The organism is Thermodesulfobacteriota bacterium, from assembly GCA_026415035.1.
GTDB lineage: Bacteria > Desulfobacterota > BSN033 > BSN033 > UBA1163 > RBG-16-49-23.
The window spans coordinates 1-21,983 of record JAOAHX010000024.1; the positions used below are offsets into that span (position 1 = coordinate 1).

General features: G+C 52.5%; 21 protein-coding genes, 2 tRNA genes and 3 rRNA genes. 8 read left to right on the top strand and 18 right to left on the bottom strand.

The annotated features are described in order from the left end of the window. From rrf to sucC, 13 genes are all read right to left on the bottom strand, one after another. Positions 1–55 (bottom strand): 5S ribosomal RNA (gene rrf / locus N3G78_12380); the annotation flags it as partial. Positions 56–106: 51 nt separating this feature from the next. Then, positions 107–3,155: ribosomal RNA gene (locus N3G78_12385) — 23S ribosomal RNA — on the bottom strand. A gap of 180 nt (positions 3,156–3,335) precedes the next feature. Next, a tRNA-Ala gene (locus N3G78_12390) sits at positions 3,336–3,410 on the bottom strand. Positions 3,411–3,446: 36 nt separating this feature from the next. Further along, positions 3,447–3,523 (bottom strand) — tRNA-Ile (locus N3G78_12395). A gap of 185 nt (positions 3,524–3,708) precedes the next feature. After that, a 16S ribosomal RNA gene (locus N3G78_12400) occupies positions 3,709–5,277 on the bottom strand. 192 nt (positions 5,278–5,469) lie between these two features. Continuing rightward, positions 5,470–6,723: a tyrosine--tRNA ligase gene (gene tyrS / locus N3G78_12405; protein ID MCX8118712.1), complete on the bottom strand. Its 1,254-nt coding sequence runs from the start codon at positions 6,721–6,723 to the stop codon at positions 5,470–5,472. A gap of 26 nt (positions 6,724–6,749) precedes the next feature. Beyond that, a complete protein-coding gene (locus tag N3G78_12410) occupies positions 6,750–7,535 on the bottom strand; it encodes a TIGR00282 family metallophosphoesterase (GenBank protein ID MCX8118713.1) in 786 nt (261 codons plus the stop codon). 57 nt (positions 7,536–7,592) lie between these two features. Beyond that, positions 7,593–9,149, bottom strand: coding sequence for a ribonuclease Y (rny, locus tag N3G78_12415; GenBank protein MCX8118714.1), 1,557 nt, complete (start codon positions 9,147–9,149; stop codon positions 7,593–7,595). A 583-nt stretch (positions 9,150–9,732) separates the two neighbouring features. Continuing rightward, positions 9,733–10,125, bottom strand: a complete 393-nt coding sequence (locus tag N3G78_12420; protein ID MCX8118715.1) for a cell division protein ZapA — start codon at positions 10,123–10,125, stop codon at positions 9,733–9,735. A gap of 183 nt (positions 10,126–10,308) precedes the next feature. After that, on the bottom strand, positions 10,309–10,485 hold the full coding sequence (locus tag N3G78_12425; GenBank protein MCX8118716.1) for a hypothetical protein: 177 nt from the start codon (positions 10,483–10,485) through the stop codon (positions 10,309–10,311). Between the two features lie 131 nt (positions 10,486–10,616). Then, a protein-coding gene (prfB, locus tag N3G78_12430; protein ID MCX8118717.1) for a peptide chain release factor 2 occupies positions 10,617–11,712 on the bottom strand; the annotation gives its coding sequence in 2 pieces (ribosomal slippage) (positions 10,617–11,642 and positions 11,644–11,712; 1,095 coding nt in all). Between the two features lie 168 nt (positions 11,713–11,880). Beyond that, positions 11,881–12,750 carry a succinate--CoA ligase subunit alpha gene (gene sucD / locus N3G78_12435; GenBank protein ID MCX8118718.1) on the bottom strand — a complete coding sequence of 290 codons (870 nt, stop codon included), beginning with the start codon at positions 12,748–12,750 and terminating at the stop codon, positions 11,881–11,883. 79 nt (positions 12,751–12,829) lie between these two features. Next, positions 12,830–13,999 (bottom strand): ADP-forming succinate--CoA ligase subunit beta, encoded by a 1,170-nt coding sequence (gene sucC / locus N3G78_12440; protein MCX8118719.1) that lies wholly within the window; start codon positions 13,997–13,999, stop codon positions 12,830–12,832. Positions 14,000–14,109: 110 nt separating this feature from the next. Between sucC and N3G78_12445 the strand changes: the two genes are divergently transcribed. Next, positions 14,110–15,618: an AAA family ATPase gene (locus tag N3G78_12445; protein ID MCX8118720.1), complete on the top strand. Its 1,509-nt coding sequence runs from the start codon at positions 14,110–14,112 to the stop codon at positions 15,616–15,618. Here N3G78_12445 and N3G78_12450 read toward each other — a convergent pair. Continuing rightward, positions 15,615–15,926, bottom strand: coding sequence for a hypothetical protein (locus N3G78_12450; GenBank protein MCX8118721.1), 312 nt, complete (start codon positions 15,924–15,926; stop codon positions 15,615–15,617). The two genes, N3G78_12445 and N3G78_12450, sit on opposite strands and share 4 nt — an antisense overlap. Before the next feature lie 117 nt (positions 15,927–16,043). Between N3G78_12450 and N3G78_12455 the strand changes: the two genes are divergently transcribed. Continuing rightward, positions 16,044–16,859, top strand: coding sequence for a uracil-DNA glycosylase (locus tag N3G78_12455; GenBank protein MCX8118722.1), 816 nt, complete (start codon positions 16,044–16,046; stop codon positions 16,857–16,859). A 16-nt stretch (positions 16,860–16,875) separates the two neighbouring features. Here N3G78_12455 and N3G78_12460 read toward each other — a convergent pair whose 3' ends face one another. Together N3G78_12460 and N3G78_12465 are read right to left on the bottom strand one after the other, a co-directional pair. Next, complete coding sequence (locus N3G78_12460; GenBank protein ID MCX8118723.1) at positions 16,876–17,193, bottom strand: YtxH domain-containing protein; 318 nt, start codon at positions 17,191–17,193, stop codon at positions 16,876–16,878. A gap of 31 nt (positions 17,194–17,224) precedes the next feature. After that, complete coding sequence (locus N3G78_12465; protein MCX8118724.1) at positions 17,225–17,650, bottom strand: DUF948 domain-containing protein; 426 nt, start codon at positions 17,648–17,650, stop codon at positions 17,225–17,227. A 136-nt stretch (positions 17,651–17,786) separates the two neighbouring features. Between N3G78_12465 and N3G78_12470 the strand changes: the two genes are divergently transcribed. From N3G78_12470 to tpx, 3 genes are all read left to right on the top strand, one after another. Continuing rightward, complete coding sequence (locus N3G78_12470; GenBank protein ID MCX8118725.1) at positions 17,787–18,188, top strand: transcriptional repressor; 402 nt, start codon at positions 17,787–17,789, stop codon at positions 18,186–18,188. Between the two features lie 18 nt (positions 18,189–18,206). Next, on the top strand, positions 18,207–18,704 hold the full coding sequence (locus N3G78_12475) for a rubrerythrin family protein (GenBank protein MCX8118726.1): 498 nt from the start codon (positions 18,207–18,209) through the stop codon (positions 18,702–18,704). 102 nt (positions 18,705–18,806) lie between these two features. Further along, complete coding sequence (tpx, locus tag N3G78_12480; protein MCX8118727.1) at positions 18,807–19,316, top strand: thiol peroxidase; 510 nt, start codon at positions 18,807–18,809, stop codon at positions 19,314–19,316. 73 nt (positions 19,317–19,389) lie between these two features. On the opposite strand, the gene N3G78_12485 is transcribed toward tpx, so the two are convergent. Further along, entirely contained in the window at positions 19,390–19,869 is a 480-nt protein-coding gene (locus N3G78_12485; GenBank protein MCX8118728.1) for a metallophosphatase family protein, read from the bottom strand. A gap of 111 nt (positions 19,870–19,980) precedes the next feature. On the opposite strand from N3G78_12485, the gene N3G78_12490 reads away from it, so the two are divergent. Beyond that, positions 19,981–20,433, top strand: coding sequence for a regulatory protein GemA (locus tag N3G78_12490; protein MCX8118729.1), 453 nt, complete (start codon positions 19,981–19,983; stop codon positions 20,431–20,433). Then, a complete protein-coding gene (locus tag N3G78_12495; GenBank protein MCX8118730.1) occupies positions 20,430–21,218 on the top strand; it encodes a DUF151 domain-containing protein in 789 nt (262 codons plus the stop codon). The genes N3G78_12490 and N3G78_12495 overlap by 4 nt, the downstream gene beginning before the upstream one ends. Positions 21,219–21,221: 3 nt before the next feature. Here N3G78_12495 and N3G78_12500 read toward each other — a convergent pair whose 3' ends face one another. Beyond that, a complete protein-coding gene (locus N3G78_12500; protein MCX8118731.1) occupies positions 21,222–21,629 on the bottom strand; it encodes a DUF1178 family protein in 408 nt (135 codons plus the stop codon). A 117-nt stretch (positions 21,630–21,746) separates the two neighbouring features. On the opposite strand from N3G78_12500, the gene N3G78_12505 reads away from it, so the two are divergent. Further along, positions 21,747–21,980: a hypothetical protein gene (locus tag N3G78_12505; protein MCX8118732.1), complete on the top strand. Its 234-nt coding sequence runs from the start codon at positions 21,747–21,749 to the stop codon at positions 21,978–21,980. Positions 21,981–21,983: the final 3 nt, after the last annotated feature.

A 21,983-nucleotide genomic window follows, 5' to 3' on the forward strand; every position in this document is an offset into this window, starting at 1 on the left:
TAGCTTCCGTGTTCGGAATGGGAACGGGTGTTTCCCCTTCGCCATGGTCACCAGGAATCTTTTTAACGAGGAATATGGATGAAGGCACTCTTGAGATAAATTCATTATGGTCAAGCCGATCGACCGATTAGTATCAGTCTGCTAAGTACCTTACGGCACTTACACATCTGACCTATCAACCTCGTAGTCTCCGAGGGGTCTTATCCTGGTATCGCTACCAGGAGGGATACCTCATCTTGGGGTGGGCTTCCCGCTTAGATGCTTTCAGCGGTTATCCCTTCCGAACACGGCTACCCAGCGCTGCGACTGGCGTCACAACTGGAACACCGTCGGTTCGTCCATCCCGGTCCTCTCGTACTAGGGACAGCTCCCCTCAAGTATCCTACGCCCACGGCAGATAGGGACCAAACTGTCTCACGACGTTTTAAACCCAGCTCGCGTACCGCTTTAATTGGCGAACAGCCAAACCCTTGGGACCTGCTACAGCCCCAGGATGCGATGAGCCGACATCGAGGTGCCAAACTTCCCCGTCGATGTGAACTCTTGGGGGAAATTAGCCTGTTATCCCCGGCGTACCTTTTATCCGTTGAGCGACGGCCCTTCCATGCGGAACCGCCGGATCACTAAGGCCGACTTTCGTCCCTGCTTGACTTGTAGGTCTTGCAGTCAAGCTCCCTTATGCCTTTACACTCTACGGCTGGTTTCCAATCAGCCTGAGGGAACCTTTGCGCGCCTCCGTTACCCTTTAGGAGGCGACCGCCCCAGTCAAACTACCCACCAGGCAATGTCCCCGACCCGGATGACGGGCCCAGGTTAGAATTCCAAAACAATCAGGGTGGTATTTCAAGGACGACTCCATCCCGACTGGCGCCGAGATCTCACAGTCTCCCACCTATCCTACACAGACTATTCCGAAATTCATTGCCAAGTTGTAGTAAAGGTGCACGGGGTCTTTCCGTCTTGCCGCGGGTAGACGGCATCGGCACCGCCAATACAGTTTCGCTGAGTCCCTGGTTGAGACAGCGGGGAAGTCGTTACGCCATTCGTGCAGGTCGGAACTTACCCGACAAGGAATTTCGCTACCTTAGGACCGTTATAGTTACGGCCGCCGTTTACTGGGGCTTCGGTTCAACGCTTCTGCCGTATCGCTACGACATGACGAATCCCCTTAACCTTCCAGCACCGGGCAGGCGTCAGAGCCTATACATCGTCTTTCGACTTCGCAGACTCCTGTGTTTTTAGTAAACAGTCGCCACCCCCGTTTCACTGCGACCATGACCCGCTCAAGGAGCAAGTCCTCTCACGGATCATGGCACACCTTCTTCCGAAGTTACGGTGCTAGTGTGCCGAGTTCCTTAACCAGGGTTCTCTCAAGCGCCTTAGGATGCTCTCCTCACCTACCTGAGTCGGTTTGCGGTACGATCACCTGATTGACTTGCTAGGGGCTTTTCTTGTCAGCATGGGCTCAGTCACTTCCCCCTCGACGAATCTCGGGGTGGTCGTCACCTCTCGGTGTTTGCAATTGGAACTCCGGATTTGCCTGGAATTCCCACCTACGGGCTTGAACCAGGGCATCCAACACCTGGATGACCTACCCTTCTGCACCCCCCCATCGCTCAAACGCCAATCCGGTGGTACAGGAATATTAACCTGTTTTCCATCACCTACGCTTCTCAGCCTCGGCTTAGGGATCGACTAACCCTGAGAGGATTACCCTTGCTCAGGAAACCTGAGGTTTACGGCGTGCTGATTTCTCATCAGCATTATCGCTACTCGTGCCTGCATGATCTCTTCCATCTCGTCCAGATGTCCTCGCGGTCATCCTTCGCCCTACCATGGAATGCTCCCCTACCATCCCGAGGGTTATCGGGATCCGTAGCTTCGGTGATATGCTTGAGCCCCGTTACATTTTCGGCGCAGACTCACTCGACCAGTGAGCTATTACGCTTTCTTTAAAGGATGGCTGCTTCTAAGCCAACCTCCTGGCTGTCTGAGCGCTTCCACATCCTTTCCCACTTAGCATATCCTTAGGGACCTTAGCTGACGGTCTGGGTTGTTCCCCTCTCGTCCATGGAAGTTATCTCCCACGGGCTGACTCCCAGGATAACGTATGACGGCATTCGGAGTTTGGTTGGGTTTGGTAATCTGGTAGGACCCCTAGCCCATCCAGTGCTCTACCTCCGTCAACGAATGTCCTGAGGCTATACCTCAATATATTTCGGGGAGAACCAGCTATCTCCAGGTTTGATTAGCCTTTCACTCCGATCCACAGCTCATCCGAGAAGTTTTCAACCTTCACCGGTTCGGGCCTCCATTCGCTGTTATGCGAATTTCACCCTGGCCATGGATAGATCACCTGGTTTCGGGTCTACTCCATGTGACTAAGTCGCCCTTTTAAGACGCGCTTTCGCTCCGGCTCCTTCCCCTTGAGGAATTAACCTCGCCACATAGAGTAACTCGCAGGCTCATTATGCAAAAGGCACGCGGTCAGACAGAATACCCGAAGGGCGAACCCTTCCGGTATCCACCGTCCTCCCACTGCTTGTAAGCATACGGTTTCAGGTACTATTTCACTCCCCTCATTGGGGTACTTTTCACCTTTCCCTCACGGTACTGGTTCACTATCGGTTGCCGGGTAGTATTTAGCCTTGGAAGATGGTCCTCCCAGATTCCCACAAGATTTCCCGTGTCTCGTGGTACTTGGGTATCTTATCCAGGGGTTTCATTTCCATTTCGCTTACGGGGCTATCACCCTCTATGGCTCCACTTTCCAGTGGATTCAGCTATGGAAATGAATTCCCCCCGAAGTCCCTGTGAAGACTTCCGATAAGACCCCGCAACCTCCCGCATACAACGCTCACAGGCTTTAGCATATGCGGGATTTAGGCTCCTCCCGTTTCGCTCGCCACTACTCAGGGAATCTCTGTTGATTTCTTTTCCTGAAGGTACTGAGATGTTTCAGTTCCCCTCGTTCGCCTCCCGCCACTATGGATTCATGACGGGATATACCGGTATTACCCGGTATGGGTTTTCCCATTCGGAGATCCCCGGATCTAAGCCTGTTTAGCGGCTCCCCGAGGCTTATCGCAGCTTACCACGTCCTTCATCGCCTCCCGGCACCAAGGCATCCACCGTATGCCCTTAGTAGCTTGACCATAAATCTTGACCGTGATCCGCAAAGGGCGATCCTTGATCCACCCTTCACGGGTCACAATAGCATTGCGGTGCCTTCATCCATATTCAATTGTCAAAGAACGATCTCTTTATTCGAGAGGGATGGGAATTTATCGCTTCTTGGAATCAGAAGATCAAGCGATTCAACCCTCCTCCTGTTCTGGTGGAGATGAGCGGATTTGAACCGCCGACCCCCTGCGTGCAAGGCAGGTGCTCTCCCGCTGAGCTACATCCCCATCCACAAAACTTTCCGAAGTTCGCGAAGGTAATCCTGGTGGGCCTAGATAGATTTGAACTATCGCCCTCCCGCTTATAAGGCGTGCGCTCTGCCAAACTGAGCTATAGGCCCCGCCTCTCCGAATTTTGGCCTATAGCCTTAGCCCTCGGGAGTTTTACGTGCTATAGGCCCTTAAAAGGGGATTTCGCCCACTTCTTCGGGCCTTCTCCACCCCATTAAAAATTTTTGAGGGGTTATTGATTTTGGGATTGACCTAAGAGCTTGGATCCGGTCACCCGGAACCGAAGGCTCCTTAGAAAGGAGGTGATCCAGCCGCAGGTTCCCCTACGGCTACCTTGTTACGACTTCACCCCAGTCACCAACCATACCTTAGGCGCCTGCCTCCCCAAGTCATACCCGGGGTTAGCCCAGCGACTTCTGGTACAGTCAGCTCCCATGGTGTGACGGGCGGTGTGTACAAGGCCCGGGAACGTATTCACCGCGGCATGCTGATCCGCGATTACTAGCGATTCCGCCTTCATGGAGTCGAGTTGCAGACTCCAATCTGAACTGAGAGCGGCTTTTTGGGATTGGCTCCACCTCGCGGTATTGCAACCCTTTGTACCGCCCATTGTAGCACGTGTGTAGCCCTGGACATAAAGGCCATGAGGACTTGACGTCATCCCCACCTTCCTCCCCGTTAACCGAGGCAGTTTCCTTAGAGTGCCCAACTCAATGATGGCAACTAAGGATGAGGGTTGCGCTCGTTGCGGGACTTAACCCAACATCTCACGACACGAGCTGACGACAGCCATGCAGCACCTGTCTCGCTGTCCCCTCGCGGGGAAAGTCCTGTTTCCAGGACGGTCAGCGGATGTCAAGCCCAGGTAAGGTTCTTCGCGTTGCGTCGAATTAAACCACATGCTCCACCGCTTGTGCGGGCCCCCGTCAATTCCTTTGAGTTTTAACCTTGCGGCCGTACTCCCCAGGCGGGGCACTTAATGCGTTAGCTTCGGCACAGAAGGGGTCAATACCTCCTACACCTAGTGCCCATCGTTTACGGCGTGGACTACCAGGGTATCTAATCCTGTTTGCTCCCCACGCTTTCGCGTCTCAGCGTCAGTATCGGGCCAGAGAGCCGCCTTCGCCACTGGTGTTCCTCCCGATATCTACGAATTTCACCTCTACACCGGGAATTCCACTCTCCTCTCCCGTACTCTAGCCGGGCAGTTTCAAATGCACTTCTTCCGTTGAGCGGAAGGCTTTCACATCTGACTTACCCAACCGCCTACACGCGCTTTACGCCCAATGATTCCGAACAACGCTTGCACCCTCCGTATTACCGCGGCTGCTGGCACGGAGTTAGCCGGTGCTTCCTCCGGTGGTACCGTCAAATGCCGATGTTATTCGCATCGGCAAATTTCTTCCCACCTGACAGGGCTTTACGACCCGAAGGCCTTCATCACCCACGCGGCGTTGCTGCGTCAGGGTTTCCCCCATTGCGCAAGATTCCCCACTGCTGCCTCCCGTAGGAGTCTGGACCGTGTCTCAGTTCCAGTGTGGCTGGCCATCCTCTCAGACCAGCTAACCATCGTCGCCTTGGTAGGCCATTACCCTACCAACTAGCTAATGGTACGCGGGCCCATCCTTGAGCAGTAGCTTGCATGCAGAGGCCACCTTTGATGTCCTCCCCCGGAGGGGGGCCATTTTATTCGGTATTAGCCCCGCTTTCGCGGGGTTATCCCCAACTCAAGGGCAGGTTACCCACGCGTTACTCACCCGTGCGCCACTTTACTCTCCCGGTTTCCCAGGATTTCTCGTTCGACTTGCATGTGTTAGGCACGCCGCCAGCGTTCGTTCTGAGCCAGGATCAAACTCTCCAATGAAAACTTCTTTCGAAGTGATCATTAGATAAAGGAACAAGGACCCAGAATCAATAACCCCTTATTCTATTTTCAAAGAGCGAAAAATTCCGAGTTTATTATATAATCCAATTCTCTTTTTTTGTCAAGGAGAAAAATTTCTCAAATTTGATCGGCCTTTTCATCGAACAACTTTAATATTTTAAAATATAATTTCTATTTGTCAAGGAATTTGATACGGTGAAATCGCTTTTTGCCGGCCCTCAGGAAAATTTCCCCTTTTTCATTGAAATCACAAAGGGTTACAAGCTGGTCGAATTTTTCTACCCTCTGCTCGTTAAGATACCCCCCACCCTGTTCAATCAATCGTCTCGCCTCTGACCCCGAAGACGAAAGGGCAACCATCTCAAATAATTTAAATATTGGAATTCCTTGTGAAAATTTCTCCTTTGGAAAGTAGGTCGTGGGAATCGACCCTTCTGCCGTTTCATCCTTTCCGAAAAGGGCCTTTGACGCAGCCCTGGCTTTTTGCGCTTCTTCCTCTCCGTGAACGATCTTCGTGGCCTCGAAAGCAAGAACCTCTTTGGCTTTCCTCAGTTCGGCTCCCTTCAATTTCCCGTATTCGTTGATCTCCTCCATGGGCAGAAAAGTGAAGAGGGCCAAAAATCGCCGAACATCCCGATCATCGGTGTTGATCCAGAATTGGTAATAATCATAGGGAGAAGTCCGTTCGGGATCTAACCAGACCGCCCCCCTTTCGGTCTTGCCCATCTTTCTCCCATCCGCGGTCATGATCAGAGGGAAAGTGATTCCATAGGCCTGTTTCCCTTCAAGCCGACGAATGAGATCGATCCCGGCGACAATATTCCCCCATTGGTCACTTCCGCCCATCTGAATCAAACAATCGTAGTGTTTAAAAAGATACCAGAAATCATAGGCCTGGAGGAGCTGATAGTTGAACTCGATGAATGACAGCCCCGTTTCCAAACGAATCTTGATCGATTCGGTGGCAAGCATCCGGTTTACACTGAAATGGACCCCGATATCCCGAAGGAATTCGATATAATTCAGCCGTGTGAGCCACTCGGCATTATTCAGAAGCAGAGCCCGGTCCTCTGAGAAATCCAAAAATTTTGAAAACTGCCTCTTTTGGGCCTCGGCATTTCTTTGAATCTCCTCGTAGGTCAACAGCTGCCTCATCTCATCCTTACCGCTCGGATCGCCCACCAGACCCGTCCCCCCGCCGATGAGGGCGATGGGTCTGTGGCCGTGCCTCTGCATGTGAGCGAGGGCCATGATAGGCACCAAGCTTCCCACGTGAAAACTGGAGGCGGTCGGATCGAACCCGATGTAACAGGTGACTTTTCCCTCTAAAATTTCTGCAATCCTCTTCTCATCCGTGACCTGTTCGATGAACCCTCGCTCGCGGAAAACCTCCATCACGGATTTAAGTCTGTTCTCTCCTGCCATTCCCATTCGCCCTCCCCTCCCCGGGATCATGGGTTTAAAGGAAGACAGAGCCTCTGAATGCCATTCGCTTTTCCCGTCGCGGGATCGGCATCGATGATCACGCCCTGCATCACAATCTCATCCGTGGCCACATCATATTTCCAGGGGATCTGGGTCAGGAATCGATTGACGGCCACCTGCTTCCGTATCCCTATAACAGAATCCAAAGGTCCTGTCATCCCCACATCCGTAATATAAGCCGTGCCTCCATCCAAGATCCTCTCGTCACAGGTTGGAACGTGGGTATGAGTTCCCAAGACGGCCGTAACCTTTCCATCCAAATACCATCCCATCGCGACCTTTTCGGAGGTGGCCTCTGCATGGAAGTCGACGACGATGACCGGTGTCTCTTCCTTTAACCGGTCAATCTCCCTCTCCGCAACTCGAAAGGGACACTCGATGGATTTCATAAAGACCCTTCCTTCGAGGTTGACCACTCCGATCTTCTGCCCGCTTTTGGCGTAAAAGACCCCTGCCCCCCGGCCTGGAACATTCGGGGGGTAATTTGCAGGTCTCAAGATCCTCGGTTCAATGTCCAAAAAAGGATAGATCTCCTTTTTGGCCCAGATATGGTTTCCTGAGGTGAGCAAATCGATCCCCTTTTCGATCAATTCCCGAGCGATATCGGGAGTCATCCCCATCCCCCCGGCCGCATTCTCCCCATTGGCGATGGTAAAATCGATATGGTGAACGCGGACGATTTGGCCCAACAATCCCGCAATGGCCTTCCTTCCAGGCTTTCCAACGACGTCCCCGATGAAAAGGATCTTCATCCCCGCTCGTCCTAAATCCCAGAAAGAGGGAGGGAACCTCGCCTGCCTCCCTGGGGTTTACTTTGCGATCTCAACCGCTCTCATTTCCCTGATCACGGTCACCTTAATCTGCCCAGGATAAGTAAGCTCCTTTTCGATCTTTCGGGCGATGTCTCTGGAAAGGACGACGGAGGCCTCGTCTGAGATACGCTCGGGCTGCACAATCACCCGGATCTCCCTCCCCGCCTGAATCGCATAGGACTTCTCCACCCCCTGGAAAGACTGGGCGATCTTTTCAAGATCCTCCAGCCGTTTCACATAGGTCTCGAGCATTTCGCGCCTCGCCCCAGGTCTGGCCCCTGAAAGGGCGTCGGCTGCCTCCACCAAGACATCCAGTATGGTTTCAGGCTTCTCCTCCTCATGGTGGGCGGCGATCGCCCGGACGATGGCAGGGGATTCGCCATACCTCCTGGCCAATTCCGCCCCGATTTTACCATGGGGCCCCTCGACTTCGTGATCTACTGCCTTACCGATATCGTGTAACAGCCCTGCCCTCTTGGCTTGCTTCACATTCAGGCCCAGCTCCGCTGCCATGATTCCACAAAGAAAGGCCACCTCCAGGGAATGTTGATAGACGTTTTGGCCGTAGCTGGTCCGGTATTTCAATCGGCCGATGAGTTTGATCAGTTCGGGATGAATTCCGTGGACCCCCACATCAAAGGTGGCCTGCTCCCCTGCCTCTCGAATCGAAGCCTCCACCTCCTGTTCCACCTTATGGACGATCTCCTCGATCCTTGCGGGATGGATCCGACCATCACTGACCAGCCGTTCAAGCGAGATTCGGGCGATCTCCCTCCGAACTGGGTTGAATCCCGAAAGGATGACCGCTTCGGGGGTATCGTCGATGATCAGGTCAACGCCAGTTGCTGCCTCAAGGGCTCGTATGTTTCGACCCTCCCGGCCGATAATCCTCCCTTTCATCTCTTCATTTGGCAAATTGACGACCGAGACCGTCTGCTCGGCCACGTATTCCCCAGCATATCGTTGAATGGCCAAGCTGATGATCTCTTTGGCTTTTTTATCCGCCGTTTCCCTGGCCTCCTCTTCGATGCGCTTGATCTTTTTGGCAGCTTCGTGTTTGGCCTCCTCTTCCATCGCTTCCATCAAGAGTCGCTTGGCCTCTTCGGAAGTCATCTTGGCGATCTGCTCCAGCTGGGCCCGCTCCTTCTGGATCAACTCGGCTACCTTTTTCTCCTGCTCCTGAACCTGCTTCTCTTGCTGCTGGATGAACTTCTCTTTCCGGGTGAGCTCGGCCTCCTTCGCGTCCAGAAACTCCATCTTCTTGTCAAGCAAGGACTCCCTTTGGGCAATTCTCTTTTCAATGTTCAACAGCTCCTGCTTCCGCTGAGCCAACTCCTTCTCAAACTCTGCCTTCTCCTGATAAAACTGATCCTTCGCTTGAAGCAGCGCTTCCTTCTTGAGAATCTCCGCCTCTTTCTCGGCTTCTTCGATGAGGCGTTTGGCCGCTTCACGGGCGGCCCCTATTTTGGCCTCCGAAAACCTCCGGTGGAGCAGAAAACCGATGACGGCCCCAAAAAAGGCCATCCCCAGAACGAGGACAATATAAAATCCCATGGATAGATTCAATGTTCCGTTCACCTCCTCAGTGTGAGAAATTTATGTCCCCACCCCACGGGAGGTCACCCGTGGCCTGCTTGACCCTCGCCTATCGAGGCCCGGGGGGTGTGGGTGGGTTAATGGGAAAGAAGAAGGGAACGAAGGATAGATCGAGACGGGGTTTGTCTTGAGAGGGGTCGATGGCAAGACCTTGACAGAGAAAATCCCTTTGGGAATGCCCAACGCATCGCTTTTATACCTTGAAATTCGGTCACCGTATTCGACAGCAGCCCGAGGATATTCCTGCTTTCAAGACCACTCCCTCTGCTCGGGAAAATTTGCCTCGGTTCCCCTGCCGGCTTAAACTGCCCGGTGAGAATTCCCATGAGGGTCACCAGCATCATCCTGATCAAATCCAAGCCCTTCTCCATTTGGGATTTAACCGTCCAATCCCATCTCTCTCTACCCGCGGACACTTCTCTTCCCCGGATGCAGCCATTAAATGCTTTGGAGGGAGGTCCTCCCTCCATCAGCCCTTCGGATCCGTTCTTTCTAATAGATTTCAGGGTACATGATTCTCCTACGGTCCTTGCAAGAAACCTCATCCGGTAATGGTCACCTTTTGCGTTTCTTTCCCTCCTATATGGATATCTATTTTGTCAACCAGGTCTTTCGATTTGACCTCCAATTCTCGAAGCAAGGCCAACCGGTGTTCCCGCTCCCTTAAAAGGTCGTCGGCAATGTTGAGAGCCGTTAAGATGGCCACATTTAAAGTAGACACACTTCTGGTTTTCCTGGTCACCTCGTTCATCTTTTCATTCACATACCTGGCCACCTCTTGAATGTGGCTCTCCTCCGCATCGGTCTTGACGATATAAGTTTGGCCAAACACCTTTATTTCAACAGATTTTTCTCTTTCCATGGAGCTCACCCATATCCGGCCAGCCAATCTCTTTATCCCTCTCGTTAGTGGCGAGCTGGCCTCCGAGGCCATCCCATCCGAGATCCCACAGCCCCGTTTTACCCCTCAGTCTTTCATCGGTTCCCTTTCCTCGATCCTCTTCCCCGTCCCTGCCTTTGTACTCCTCGAAACCCGTTGTCCCCTCGTTCAGGAAACCGACCTTCCGGGGTTGAATTCAAATTCCCAGAACCACGCCCTCCGAGGAGAAAGAAGCCCTCACAGGTCGATGTGTCGCAGCCGGTGAAGAAGTGAATCGATCCTGTCCCTGATCGTCTCCCTGTCCTGGGATAGGATTTCCATCCTCTTTTCCAGTTGAATACGCCTCTCCTTCTCCCGGTCGAGCTCTGCTGCCAGATCCTCTTTCTCTTTTAAGAGCTCCTGATACCTTCTCAAGAGATGGTCGATTTTCTCCTCGAGGATTCCGAAAAGTCTCCTTTCCTCCTCTGGAACGAATTTTTCTTGTGTCTTCTCGAAAGGATGTTCGTTGCTCATCGTAAAACGGCGATCCTATTCAAGAGGTTAGCTTAAGCGGAGCTGAGCAAATAAGCCCGGATCAGGTCGTCGATCTCTCCGTCGAGGACCCGGTCCACTTGATGAATCACTAAATCGGTCCGGTGATCCTTCACCATCTTATAGGGGTGCAAAATATAGGAACGGATCTGGCTCCCCCAGGCGATCTCCTTTTTGTTGCTGTGAAGTTCCTCTAATTTTTCGGCCTTCTCCTTCATCTCTCTTTCATAGAGGCGGGCCTTCAATATCTTCAAGGCCATGGCTTTATTCTTATGCTGAGACCGTTCATTCTGACACTGGACGACGATGCCGGTCGGGAGGTGGGTGATCCGGACGGCGGAATCGGTCTTATTGACATGCTGACCACCTGCTCCGCTGGCCCGATAGGTATCTATCCTCAAGTCCTTTTCGTCTATTTCCACCACGATATCGTCCGGAATCTCAGGAATCACAAAGACCGAAGCAAAAGAGGTGTGTCGCCGGGCTCCTGCATCGAAAGGGGAGATCCGAACTAACCGATGGATTCCTACCTCTGCCTTAAGATAACCATAAGCATATCGCCCCGTCACGGTAAACGTAACGTTTTTCAACCCCGCCTCTTCACCTGCGAGGATGTCAATGATCTCTGTGCGGTATTTTTTGCTTTCCGCCCACCTGAGATACATCCTGAGGAGCATCTCCACCCAGTCCTGCGCCTCGGTGCCCCCTGCCCCCGCATTGATGCTGACAATAGCATTTCGTTCGTCGTGCTCCCCCCCCAGCATCCTTTTGAATTCCATCTGGCCGATCGCCTCTTCACTTCTCCGGATCCTCTCCAACAGGGCCAGGGCCTCTCCGTCATCCTGCTGTTCCTCGATCAGCTGGAGGAGGATTTCCATCTCTTCGACCCCTTTCTTCTCCTCCTCCCAGGTACTTAGGGACTCGAGAAGGGAGGTCCTCTCTTTTAAAATTTTTTGTGTAGCCTCACCCCCTTCCCAAAAATGCGGTTCTAACATCATCTTGCTGATTTCATCGAGCCTCTGTTTCCTTTTGTCTATGTCAAAGGTACCCTCGGAGATTTTCCAAGCGATCATTCAATCCTTTAATTCGTTCTCTCAATTCAGAAATCATCTTCCAATCCCCTTCATCGTCCGAATGTTCTTAGCTGGTTCTCCGCCTCTCTCTGGGCGGAATAATCTTTTTAATACCGAATCTTAGGGGAAATCGGTATATTCATAACATAAATCAAAGAAAAGATAAACATTTTTGTTTATCTTCATGAATTTATTTGAATCTTTTTCATTTTAGCAACCGGGAGATCTCCTCTCCGATCCATGCGGGATTCTTAACGACCTTCACCCCGGCCTCCTCCAGGGCCCTCATCTTTTCGCTGGCAGTGCCCTTCCCCCCGGTGATAATGGCCCCTGCATGTCCCATCCTCCTTCCAGGGGGCGCGCTGAGGCCGGCAATGAAGGCTACGACAGGTTTTTTTACGTTCTTCCGAATGAATTGGGAGGCCTCCTCCTCGGCCGTCCCCCCAATCTCCCCGATGATGATCATGGCTTCGGTGGTGGGGTCATTTTCAAAGAGCTCCAAGAGATTTACAAAATTGAGACCGATGATCTGATCTCCTCCGATGCCGACACAGGTCGATTGGCCGATCCCCTTTTTCGTCAACTGATCCACAACTTCGTAAGTCAGCGTTCCGCTTCTCGACATGATCCCGATCGGCCCGGGCCGATGAATATAACCTGCCATGACCCCGATTTTACATTTCCCTGGAGAGATAATCCCAGGGGTGTTCGGACCGATCAGCTTGGCCCCTCGTTCTTTTAAAAACTTTTTGACCATCACCATATCCAATGTCGGAATGCCCTCGGTCAAGCAGACGATCAGCGGGATTCCAGCATCCGCGGCCTCTAAGATGGCATCGGCTGCAAAGGCAGGGGGGACGAAGATGGCCGAGGCATCCGGAGCTGTCTCCTTGACCGCTTCCAGAACGCTATTGAAAACAGGGATACCGTCGACCCTCTGCCCTCCCTTCCCCGGGGTCACCCCGGCAACGATCTTCGTTCCATACTCTCTCATCTGTCTCGTATGGAAGAGCCCTTCATTCCCCGTAATGCCCTGGACCACTACCCGGGTCGTCTCGTCGATCAAAATGCTCATCAAGATCCTCCGTCATTAGGCTCGTTTTGAACCCGAGAACTCATCGGGCCAGAAAAATTTTTCATAACCCCCATCTTTTTTATGATCTTCCCTTTATGGCCTCTATGACCTTCTTGGCCCCCTCTTCCATATCGGAGGCCACGGTGAAGGCAAGGCCGGATTCCCTGAGGATCCTTCGCCCCTCCTCCACATTCGTTCCCTCCAATCGAACTACGATGGGGATCTTCACATCCACCTCCCGAACGGCCTCCGTGACCCCTCTGGCCAGGGTATCACATCTCAGGATCCCCCCGAAAATATTGATGAAAACTACCTTCACGTCGGGGTCTGACATGAGAATCTTAAACCCGTTTTTGACCATCTCTGTCGTTGCCCCTCCCCCCACATCGAGAAAATTGGCAGGTTCCGCCCCATAGACCTTGATGATGTCCATGGTCGCCATGGCGAGCCCAGCACCATTGACCATGCAGCCGACATTCCCATTGAGCTTGATGTAGTTCAGATTATATTTCGAGGCCTCGATCTCCAGGGGCGCTTCTTCGTTTAAATCCCGAAGGGCCAATATCTCCTTGTGCCTGAAGAGTCCGTTGTCGTCGAAATTGATCTTGGCATCCACGGCGATGAAGTCTCCCCCCCTTGTTAGCCCCAAGGGATTGATTTCGGCAAGGAGGATGTCCTTTTCAACAAAAACCCTGAAGAGCCCGCCCAGGACGCCTCTCAACTTCCCAACCAGGGAAGGTTCAATCCCCAGTCCATATCCAATCTTATTGGCATGAAACGGTCTCCATCCGAAAGAAGGATCGATCCATTCTTTGACGATCCTCTCCGGAGACTCCGCAGCGATCTTTTCGATCTCCATGCCGCCTGCGCGGCTGGCCATCACCACGGGTAACTCCCTGCCGCGATCGATCACAACTCCTATATAAAGCTCTTCTTGGAGGTCGATACCCTCTTCGACCAGAACCTTCCGAACGACCTTCCCCTCCGGCCCTGTTTGATCCGTCACAAGGTTCATGCCAAGGATCGCCCGGGCGGCCTTTTCGGCCTCCTCTGGACTGTTCACGACCCGGACGCCCCCTCCCTTCCCACGGCCCCCTGCATGGATTTGGGCCTTGACCACCATCTTCTTCGATCCAATCTCCTGTGCAATCTCTCGCGCCCTTTCAGGTGTCTCAGCCACCCCTCCCTTCGGAACCGGGATGCCATAACCTTTGAGAATCTCTTTCGCCTGGTATTCGTGAATCCTCATGCCCCATCCCCCTAATGGAAAGTGGGCAAATTATAACGGATTTTTAGATATAAAGAAAGCTTTTACCCCGGGGTGGATTTTTTACCCACAGGTGGATATAATTTTTCTGTATGCTGGAACAATCCAAAAGGCAGCAGATCCTACAGGATCTGAAAAGGTTGATCCTTTCCAGGGTCTCCATTGTCTACATCCTTTCCGACGAGGAGGATCGGGTCGAGGGGTTGCTCAAAGAGGTCTCCCAGGCCTTTCAGCCCAAGCCGAAACTTTACATCTGGAACCCCTTCACAGGTCTAACAGGTGAGGAAGAGACCATCGAAAATACAAAGCCCCCTTTGGAGGCGTTAGAGCGGGTGATCCAAAGGACCGACCAGGCCTTCTATCTCTTCGAGGGACTCCACTCGTTGATGGAACGCGACCCCCTTCTGGTCAGAAAACTGAAGGATGTCCATCGGGCCCTCCGGAATCGTTATACCACCCTTTTCATCGTCGCCCCGGTCCTCATCCTACCGGAGGAACTCCGTCGGGAGATGGTCGTCTATGAACTCCCGATGCCTGATACAACCGAAGTGGAGAGGGTCTTAAACAGCGTGATCATCGGAAATCCCCAGGCCGTGAAATTGAGCGAATCCCTCACCCCCGAGCTCAAAGAACGGATGGTGAAGGCCGCCCTCGGCCTCTCTTTGGATCAGGTGGCCCGTGCCTTCCGGGCCGCCCTCATCGGAAAGACAACGCTCGACGATACCGTGGTGGAGGACATCCTCGAAGAGAAGGGTCAATTGATCCGTAAATCTGGTATTTTAAGCTTGGTCACACACCGTCCTACCCTCGACGAGGTGGGAGGGCTGGAAAACCTGAAGGAGTGGCTCAAAAAGCGAAAGAACATCCTCAGTAAAGAGAGCCTGTCCTTTGGTTTACAGCTCCCCAAGGGGGTTCTGATCACCGGGGTCTCGGGATGTGGCAAAAGCCTCTGTGCCAAGGTCTTCGCCTCCTTCTGGGGGATCCCCCTTCTCCATCTCGACATGGCCAGGCTCTATGACGGGACGGTTGGAGAGCCAGAAAAATCCCTCCAGGTGGCCCTCCAGACGGCCGAGTCGGTTGCTCCATCGGTGCTCTGGATCGATGAGATTGAGGCCGGCATCAGCATCCAGAGCCAAAAGGCAGGGGGGGGAACCCAATCGAGGGTCTTCGCGTCCTTTCTCACCTGGATGCAGGAGAAAAAAAATTTCGTCTTCATTGCCGCCACAGCCAACGTGATCGAACTGCTTCCTCCAGAGGTCCTGAGGAAGGGCCGTTTCGACCAGATCTTCTTCGTAACCCTCCCCAATGCTCAGGAAAGAAAAGAGATCCTGACGATCCATCTGAAGAAGCACGGGGTGGATCTATCGAAGATGAACCTGAACATGCTGGTCAAGGTCACCGAGGGATTTAACGGGGCAGAGATCGAGCAAGCGGTCAACGGGGCCATGATCGATGCGTTTAACGAGGGAAGGCCGTTAACGGAGCAGGATGTGATCATTTCGGCAGGGAATATCGTTCCCCTTTCCATCACCATGAAAGAAGAGATCGGCAGAATGGAGCGTTGGGCCTATAATCGCGCCATCCTGGCCTCGAAATCCTAATAATCCTCTTCCTCATCCTCCTCGTAATCCTCGTAATCTTCTTCATCCTCGTATTCGTCGAGATCCTCCTCTTCCCTGGGTTCGGCCTTCTTTTTCGGTTTGGCCCGCAGATTGATCTTCTCAAGGCTTTCATCGCCCAGGTCATCGATGACCTCATTAAAGAAGAGGGCCAAAGAGATCAGATACTCTTCGGGGAGTTCTCGAAACCACTCGATCACCCTCTCTGCCATCTCGATCTTCTCGCTGCCGGTGGACTGTTCGAGAAGATCGAGGGCCTTTCGGTAATGTTTGTTAAAGGCTCGGATCATGGCGTATCGTTCCTCCTTGATCGGTCTTGCCGATTTATCCTATTATACAAACAATCCCCTTGACAAGGGGGGCCCTCAAACACCCCTTTTCCAACGAAAGAGCTCAAGAAAATAGGGATGACGGACAAAGAGCCCTTCGAAAAAGAATGGGCGAGGCTTCAGGGCACCATCCTTCGGTGCAAGAAATGTAAACGGCTATCCTCCTACGTGAGGGAGGTAGGGATCCGCCGTCCCCCGAGATATCTGAACTGGTCCTATTGGTCGAAGCCCCTTCCTGGGTTTGGAGATCCTGAGGCAAGGGTCCTCATCCTTGGCCTTGCGCCCTCTGCCCATGGAGGAAATCGAACCGGACGCATGTTCACAGGGGATCGAAGCGGGGAGTGGCTCTTCGAAGCCCTCCACCGCTTCGGGTTTGCCAATCAGCCCTATTCGGATCGGAGGGATGACAATCTGAAGATCAAGGGCTGTTATATCACCGCCACGGTGCGGTGTGCACCTCCTCAAAATAGGCCCACCGATAAGGAGATCGAGGCCTGTCGCGCCTACCTTCTAAAAGAATTCCATCTCTTGAGACATCTCCAGGTCATCGTTCCTTTAGGAAGGGTGGCTTTTCGCGAGGCCCAGAGATGCCTACGAATATTAGGATTTAAATTCCCCTCCCTCGAGTTCGGCCATGGGAAGGTCTACTCCTTCTCCCTTGGGGAGACAGGGTCGAGACCTCCCTCTTTTCGACAGGTCACCATGGTGGTCACCTATCACCCGAGCCAACAAAATACCTTTACAGGGAAATTATCTCGGGCCATGTTCCATCAAGTGTTCGAGACCGTCCGCGCGGAGCTTGATAAAGGCCCGGATGCTTTCGGCTCCGACTCCGGGGATTCGATCGTCTCCCTCCCGAAGGGAAGGTCGAGAACCTGGCCCGATCGTTCCTAAAAGACCCTGCCCCATCCTATTGGCTTTTGGCCAGTTTCTCTTTCTCTTTTTCGTAGGCCTCTTTTCCTGCTTCGATAGCGGTGCTCAGCATCGATTTCTTCTCTTCGATGACCTCCTTTCCCTTCTCCAGAACGGAGGTCACTTTGCTCTTAACCTGATCAATGACCTCCTCGGCCTTGCTTTTGGCATCGACCGCCAATCCTTTTATCTTCTCTCTCGTCTCCCTGCCCGATTTGGGAGCCAACAATAACGCCACTCCCGCCCCGATCAGGCCACCTAAAAAGAACGAAAAGATCAAAGGCCCAGCCCCATATCCACCTTCTTCGTGTTTCATCGACAACCTCCTTTCTTGTGCCTGTGGCAAATTAGACAGTCTTTTCCGCGGCATTTCTCTTTTTCATTAGGTTTCCCAAGAGGGTGCGGACCCCCTGGGTGAAACCCGCCCTCATTCCGAAGACCTCCGCCTTCGTCAATCTTCCGACGGTGCTCACGACCTCGCTTACCTCTTTCACTTGGTCCCCGATGACCCTCAGATGCTCACCCACCTCCCTCAAGGAAGCAGAGAAACGTCTCACGTCCTCCGCCACCTCATTGATATTATCCGTAAAATCCCGGACGCTCCGCAACGTTTCCTGAAGTTCGATCAGGGTTGGCTTGACCGACCGCTCCGTCGTCCGAATCAATTCTCTCAATTCCTTGGCCGTGCCTTTCAGCTCGACGACGATCAGGATAAAGAAAAGGGCTGCTGCGACCAAAGCCAAGGCGATGAGTCCCAAAAAGATCGTATTCATATCTCAAGCTCCATTCCTTCAATATTTATATCCATTATATCATAACTTCCGCGGAGGGGAAAGATTCCTTTGGCATCCCAAGAGACTTGACAAAAATAATTTTTATATGATAATAATTCTAAAAAAAATCATTGCAATGAAGGGAAAAACGAATCGACTAAAAGCCACCCCCCAACGGATGGCCATCCTGGCGTTTTTGGAAGGGAACAAAGAACATCCATCGGCCGAGATGGTTTATAAAGCCGTTTCAAAAAAATTTCCGACGATCTCCTTGGCGACCGTATATAATACGTTATCGGCCCTAACCAAACATGGCCAGCTGGGGGAACTCCATTTCGATCCCTATAAAAAGAGATTCGACCCGAATCCTCAACCACACCCTCATGCCATCTGCATCAAATGTCAGAGGATCCTCGACGTCAAAGGCGAGATCCCTCTCGACTTCCCGGAACTCGAAACAGATCGTTTTGAATGGATCGGCGCCCATATCGAGTTTTATGGGATCTGCTCAACATGCAAAGGGAAAAAACAAATCTGAAAAAAGGAGGAGAAGGATATGTCGAAGACCGAACAGTGTTTGAAAGAGGCCTTTGCAGGGGAATCTCAGGCAAACCGGAAATATCTGGCCTTTGCAGCAAAAGCCGACCAGGAGGGGTTTCCACAGGCGGCTCGACTTTTCAGGGCAGCCGCCGAAGCCGAAACGATCCACGCCCACAACCATCTCCGGGTTTTGGGGGGGATCAAAAGCACCAAGGAGAATCTTCAGGAGGCGATCAACGGGGAGACCCACGAGTTTAAAAAGATGTATCCCGAAATGATCGAAACCTCCAAAGCCGAGGGTCATAAAGAGGCCCAAAGAACCTTTCACTATGCCAACGAGGTGGAAAAAATCCATGCCCAGCTCTATCAAAACATGCTTGACAACTTAGGGAAATCCCAGGAGAGTTATCCCTATTATGTCTGCTCCGTCTGCGGATATACCTCGGAGAAAACAGCCCCGGCCACCTGCCCGGTTTGCGGGGCCAAAGGAGAGATGTTTAAGAGGATCGACTAAGAGGCCTTTCGGATCCGGTCGGGGAAGGGCAAACCCCATCTCCGATCCGGATCTAAAAAATAACACCCTCTACCGATTCCAAACCACCGTCGAGGAGGCCTTATGAAAGAACGACCCGGATTGGTGACCCTCATGGGTAACCCCCTAACGCTTTTGGGGAATGAGATCAACGTGGGAGATCAAGCTCCGGACTTCACGGTATTAAACCCTGATCTGGCCCCTGTCCAGTTCTCCTCTTTCAAGGGAAAGCGGTGTGTCCTCTGCTCGGTCCCGTCCATCGACACCCCGGTCTGCGATCTCGAAACGAGAAAATTTAACGAGGAGGCGAGCCGCCTGGGCCCGGATGTCGCGATCCTGACCATTAGCATGGACCTTCCCTTCGCCCAGAAAAGATGGTGTGCTGCGGCCGGGGTGGATCGAGTTCACCTTCTATCCGACCATCGAGAGGCTTCCTTCGGGACCGCCTATGGTGTCCTGATCAAAGAGCTGAGACTCCTGGCACGGAGCGTCTTCGTCGTCGATCCCCAAGGGAGGGTCCAATATATTCAGATTGTCAAGGAGGTCACGCACGAGCCCGATTACGATGCGGTCCTCAGGGCCCTGAAGGGTTAGCCCGAGGCGCCACCCAGAAAGGGTCAAAAGGCCCCTTGAATGGCCCCGCGTCTTAACAGCCCTCCGGGGTCCCTCAAGGGAGGGACACAATTTCCCCCTCGATCTTGTCGGTGATATGGAGGATGCCTATGGTCGCCTTATGCCAGAAGGAACGGGTGGGCGAGCCTGGGTTGAAGAAAAGGACCCCCCCGTCGTTGTGATTGGCTGGGGTATGGGTGTGGCCATAAACGATGGCCTCTACGGATTCAAATTCTTTCCGAATTCTCTTTTCGATCCCAAAAGGGGCCCCTCCGCCATGGATCAAACCGATCCGAAACCCTCCTATTTCCACAACCCTCTTTTGCGGGAAGGCCTGTTGGATCGGGAAGGGATCCATATTGCCACAAACGGCGACCAGCTCCTTCAAATTCGAAAGATATTCGGCGATGGTCCAATCCACGAAATCCCCGAGATGAAAAATCCTGTCTGCGTCTCTAAAAGTCTGTTCGACGACCCTTCTAAATTCTTTCGTCGGCTCTCTCAAATGAGTGTCTGAAAGGACCCCGATTTTCAAAAAGCGCTCCTCCGGTATCGGAATAATACCAATATAAGGTGAACCTCAAGGACTGTCAATCTCCTTACCGCTTTTCCTTTTGAAGAAAAACTGGGTTATAATAAAATTAAAGTGTCCATCGGCCGAAAGAAGAAAGCCCTGATCCATCTCGCAAAGGAAGAACTTCATCTTAACGAGGAGTCCTATCGCCGCATCCTGAAAAGCGTCGCCGGGGTGGACAGTGCGACCCAGCTTGACCGGGAGGGATTTAAAAAAGTGATGGAGCGTTTTCAAGCCATGGGGTTCAGAGGTCTCCTTCCTCATCCCTCCCATCCCATTCCCAAAGGCCGGTTCATCCCCAAAGAGAGCCCCTTGGGGTTGGATTCGATCACCCCGAGCCAAAAGGATTTCATCGACTATCTTCTCGAAGCCCTCAATTGGGATAGGGAGCACTTCAAGGCCTTCTGCAATCGGATCATCAAGCAACCCGAGCCCGTCACGAAAAGGGATGGGCAGAAGATCATCATCGGCCTTTTGGCGATCCTAAGGAAAAGGTCCCTTGATCATAAAAGGAGAACCTCATGAAAGCCTATGGGAAAATTTTTTTGGCGATTCTCCTCGCCGTCTCTTTTGGAATTCTGGCCTTGAGCCGCGAAAAAACACCGCCCTTTGTCGAGATGGAGGTGAAGGCCGTCCGGATCGACCCCGTGAGTCAGACCCCCGTGGTCATCCTCTCAGATAAAGAGGGGAGGAAGGCCCTACCGATCTGGATCGGCCTGCCCGAGGCCAACGCCATCGACAAAGAACTCAAACAGATCTCCTCCCAAAGGCCTATGACCCATGACCTCCTTCATTCGATCCTGAAACAGACCAATGTGAAGGTGAAGGAAGTCAAGATTATCGACCTCAAAGAACAGACCTATTATGCCTCGCTCTTCCTAACCCTCAATAAAGGACTCATAGAGGTCGACGCCCGGCCGAGCGACGCCATCATTCTCGCCCTGAAGGCGAAAGCCCCCATTTTCGTCTCCAAAAAGATACTGGAGCAACAGGGGCTGGATCTGCCTAAACCAGAAGGGTATGCAGAACGCCATGGGATCCGGGTCCAGGAGCTCACCCCCTCCCTCGCCACCCACTTTAACTTTAAAGGAAAGAAGGGGGTTTTGGTCTCGGAGGTGACGCCCGACAGCCCTTCCTATCCCTCCGGCCTTTTGGCAGGAGATATCATCGTCAAAATTGAACAGAGAGAGGTCGGCACACCCCAAGAATTTGAGGAAATCCTCGATGCCTTAAAATCAGGGGGAACGGTTCGATTCCTTATCTTCAGGGAGGAAAAATTCCAGGAGGTGAAGGTTTCCCTAAAACCGTAAGGGCTAATTTAAGAGGCGTTTGATGACCGGAACTTTGAAGAATTGGACCCCTTCTTCTTTCAGGATTACCTCTTCTTCCGTGGTCGCTGTGCCACGGATATTTCGTTGCTCGGCCTCGCCATGATGAATTTTAAGCGCCTCTTCGGCAAAGCGGGGGCCCACGTCCTCGAAATGCCTTTCCAGATACTCGTTGAGGACCTGCAGGGCCTGTTGGAACACTTCCTCCCCTCTCTTTCTCTCGCCGCTGCCCTTTTTGATCATAAAGGGCGAGAAGGCCCTGACCACCTGCGTGTCATCGCAGATGGGGCAATTGATGATGCCTGCGGCTTGCTGCTCCTCAAAGGAGGCGCTATCCTTAAACCAACATTCAAAGAGATGGCCATTTGAACAGACCAGATCGTACGCGATCATCTCACAAATCCCCCACGTCTTAATTTAACATTGATCCAAATTTTTTTTCAATAGGTTACAAATTGCAAATATCCCAAAAACAAATTATCATAAAATTTAAAAAGAAAGGGGGCGCTTATGGAAAGGAAGAAACCGAAATGGGGCATTCTGCTTCTGGCCTGGATCTTTTTAGGCCTTTTAGCACCTTCATTGGGGCTTGCTCAATCGAAGAAATTGGAACTCATCGGACGGGAGATCCTCAATTTTACCCTCCCCTCGTCTCAGGATCGGCTCATCAGCTATGCGGACGAGTATTACGGAAAATACCACCTCATCCTCACCTTTTTCCCGGCCGCATTCACCCCCATCTGAACG

What these genes read in the sequence shown, in the direction of transcription:
- tyrS (MCX8118712.1), bottom strand. Translation starts at nt 6,723, where the DNA reads ATGGCAGGAGAGAACAGACTTAAATCCGTGATGGAGGTTTTCCGCGAG.
- N3G78_12410 (MCX8118713.1), bottom strand. Translation starts at nt 7,535, where the DNA reads ATGAAGATCCTTTTCATCGGGGACGTCGTTGGAAAGCCTGGAAGGAAG.
- rny (MCX8118714.1), bottom strand. Translation starts at nt 9,149, where the DNA reads ATGGGATTTTATATTGTCCTCGTTCTGGGGATGGCCTTTTTTGGGGCC.
- N3G78_12420 (MCX8118715.1), bottom strand. Translation starts at nt 10,125, where the DNA reads ATGGCCTCGGAGGCCAGCTCGCCACTAACGAGAGGGATAAAGAGATTG.
- sucD (MCX8118718.1), bottom strand. Translation starts at nt 12,750, where the DNA reads ATGAGCATTTTGATCGACGAGACGACCCGGGTAGTGGTCCAGGGCATT.
- sucC (MCX8118719.1), bottom strand. Translation starts at nt 13,999, where the DNA reads ATGAGGATTCACGAATACCAGGCGAAAGAGATTCTCAAAGGTTATGGC.
- N3G78_12445 (MCX8118720.1), top strand. Translation starts at nt 14,110, where the DNA reads ATGCTGGAACAATCCAAAAGGCAGCAGATCCTACAGGATCTGAAAAGG.
- N3G78_12450 (MCX8118721.1), bottom strand. Translation starts at nt 15,926, where the DNA reads ATGATCCGAGCCTTTAACAAACATTACCGAAAGGCCCTCGATCTTCTC.
- N3G78_12455 (MCX8118722.1), top strand. Translation starts at nt 16,044, where the DNA reads ATGACGGACAAAGAGCCCTTCGAAAAAGAATGGGCGAGGCTTCAGGGC.
- N3G78_12460 (MCX8118723.1), bottom strand. Translation starts at nt 17,193, where the DNA reads ATGAAACACGAAGAAGGTGGATATGGGGCTGGGCCTTTGATCTTTTCG.
- N3G78_12465 (MCX8118724.1), bottom strand. Translation starts at nt 17,650, where the DNA reads ATGAATACGATCTTTTTGGGACTCATCGCCTTGGCTTTGGTCGCAGCA.
- N3G78_12470 (MCX8118725.1), top strand. Translation starts at nt 17,787, where the DNA reads ATGAAGGGAAAAACGAATCGACTAAAAGCCACCCCCCAACGGATGGCC.
- N3G78_12475 (MCX8118726.1), top strand. Translation starts at nt 18,207, where the DNA reads ATGTCGAAGACCGAACAGTGTTTGAAAGAGGCCTTTGCAGGGGAATCT.
- tpx (MCX8118727.1), top strand. Translation starts at nt 18,807, where the DNA reads ATGAAAGAACGACCCGGATTGGTGACCCTCATGGGTAACCCCCTAACG.
- N3G78_12495 (MCX8118730.1), top strand. Translation starts at nt 20,430, where the DNA reads ATGAAAGCCTATGGGAAAATTTTTTTGGCGATTCTCCTCGCCGTCTCT.
- N3G78_12500 (MCX8118731.1), bottom strand. Translation starts at nt 21,629, where the DNA reads ATGATCGCGTACGATCTGGTCTGTTCAAATGGCCATCTCTTTGAATGT.
- N3G78_12505 (MCX8118732.1), top strand. Translation starts at nt 21,747, where the DNA reads ATGGAAAGGAAGAAACCGAAATGGGGCATTCTGCTTCTGGCCTGGATC.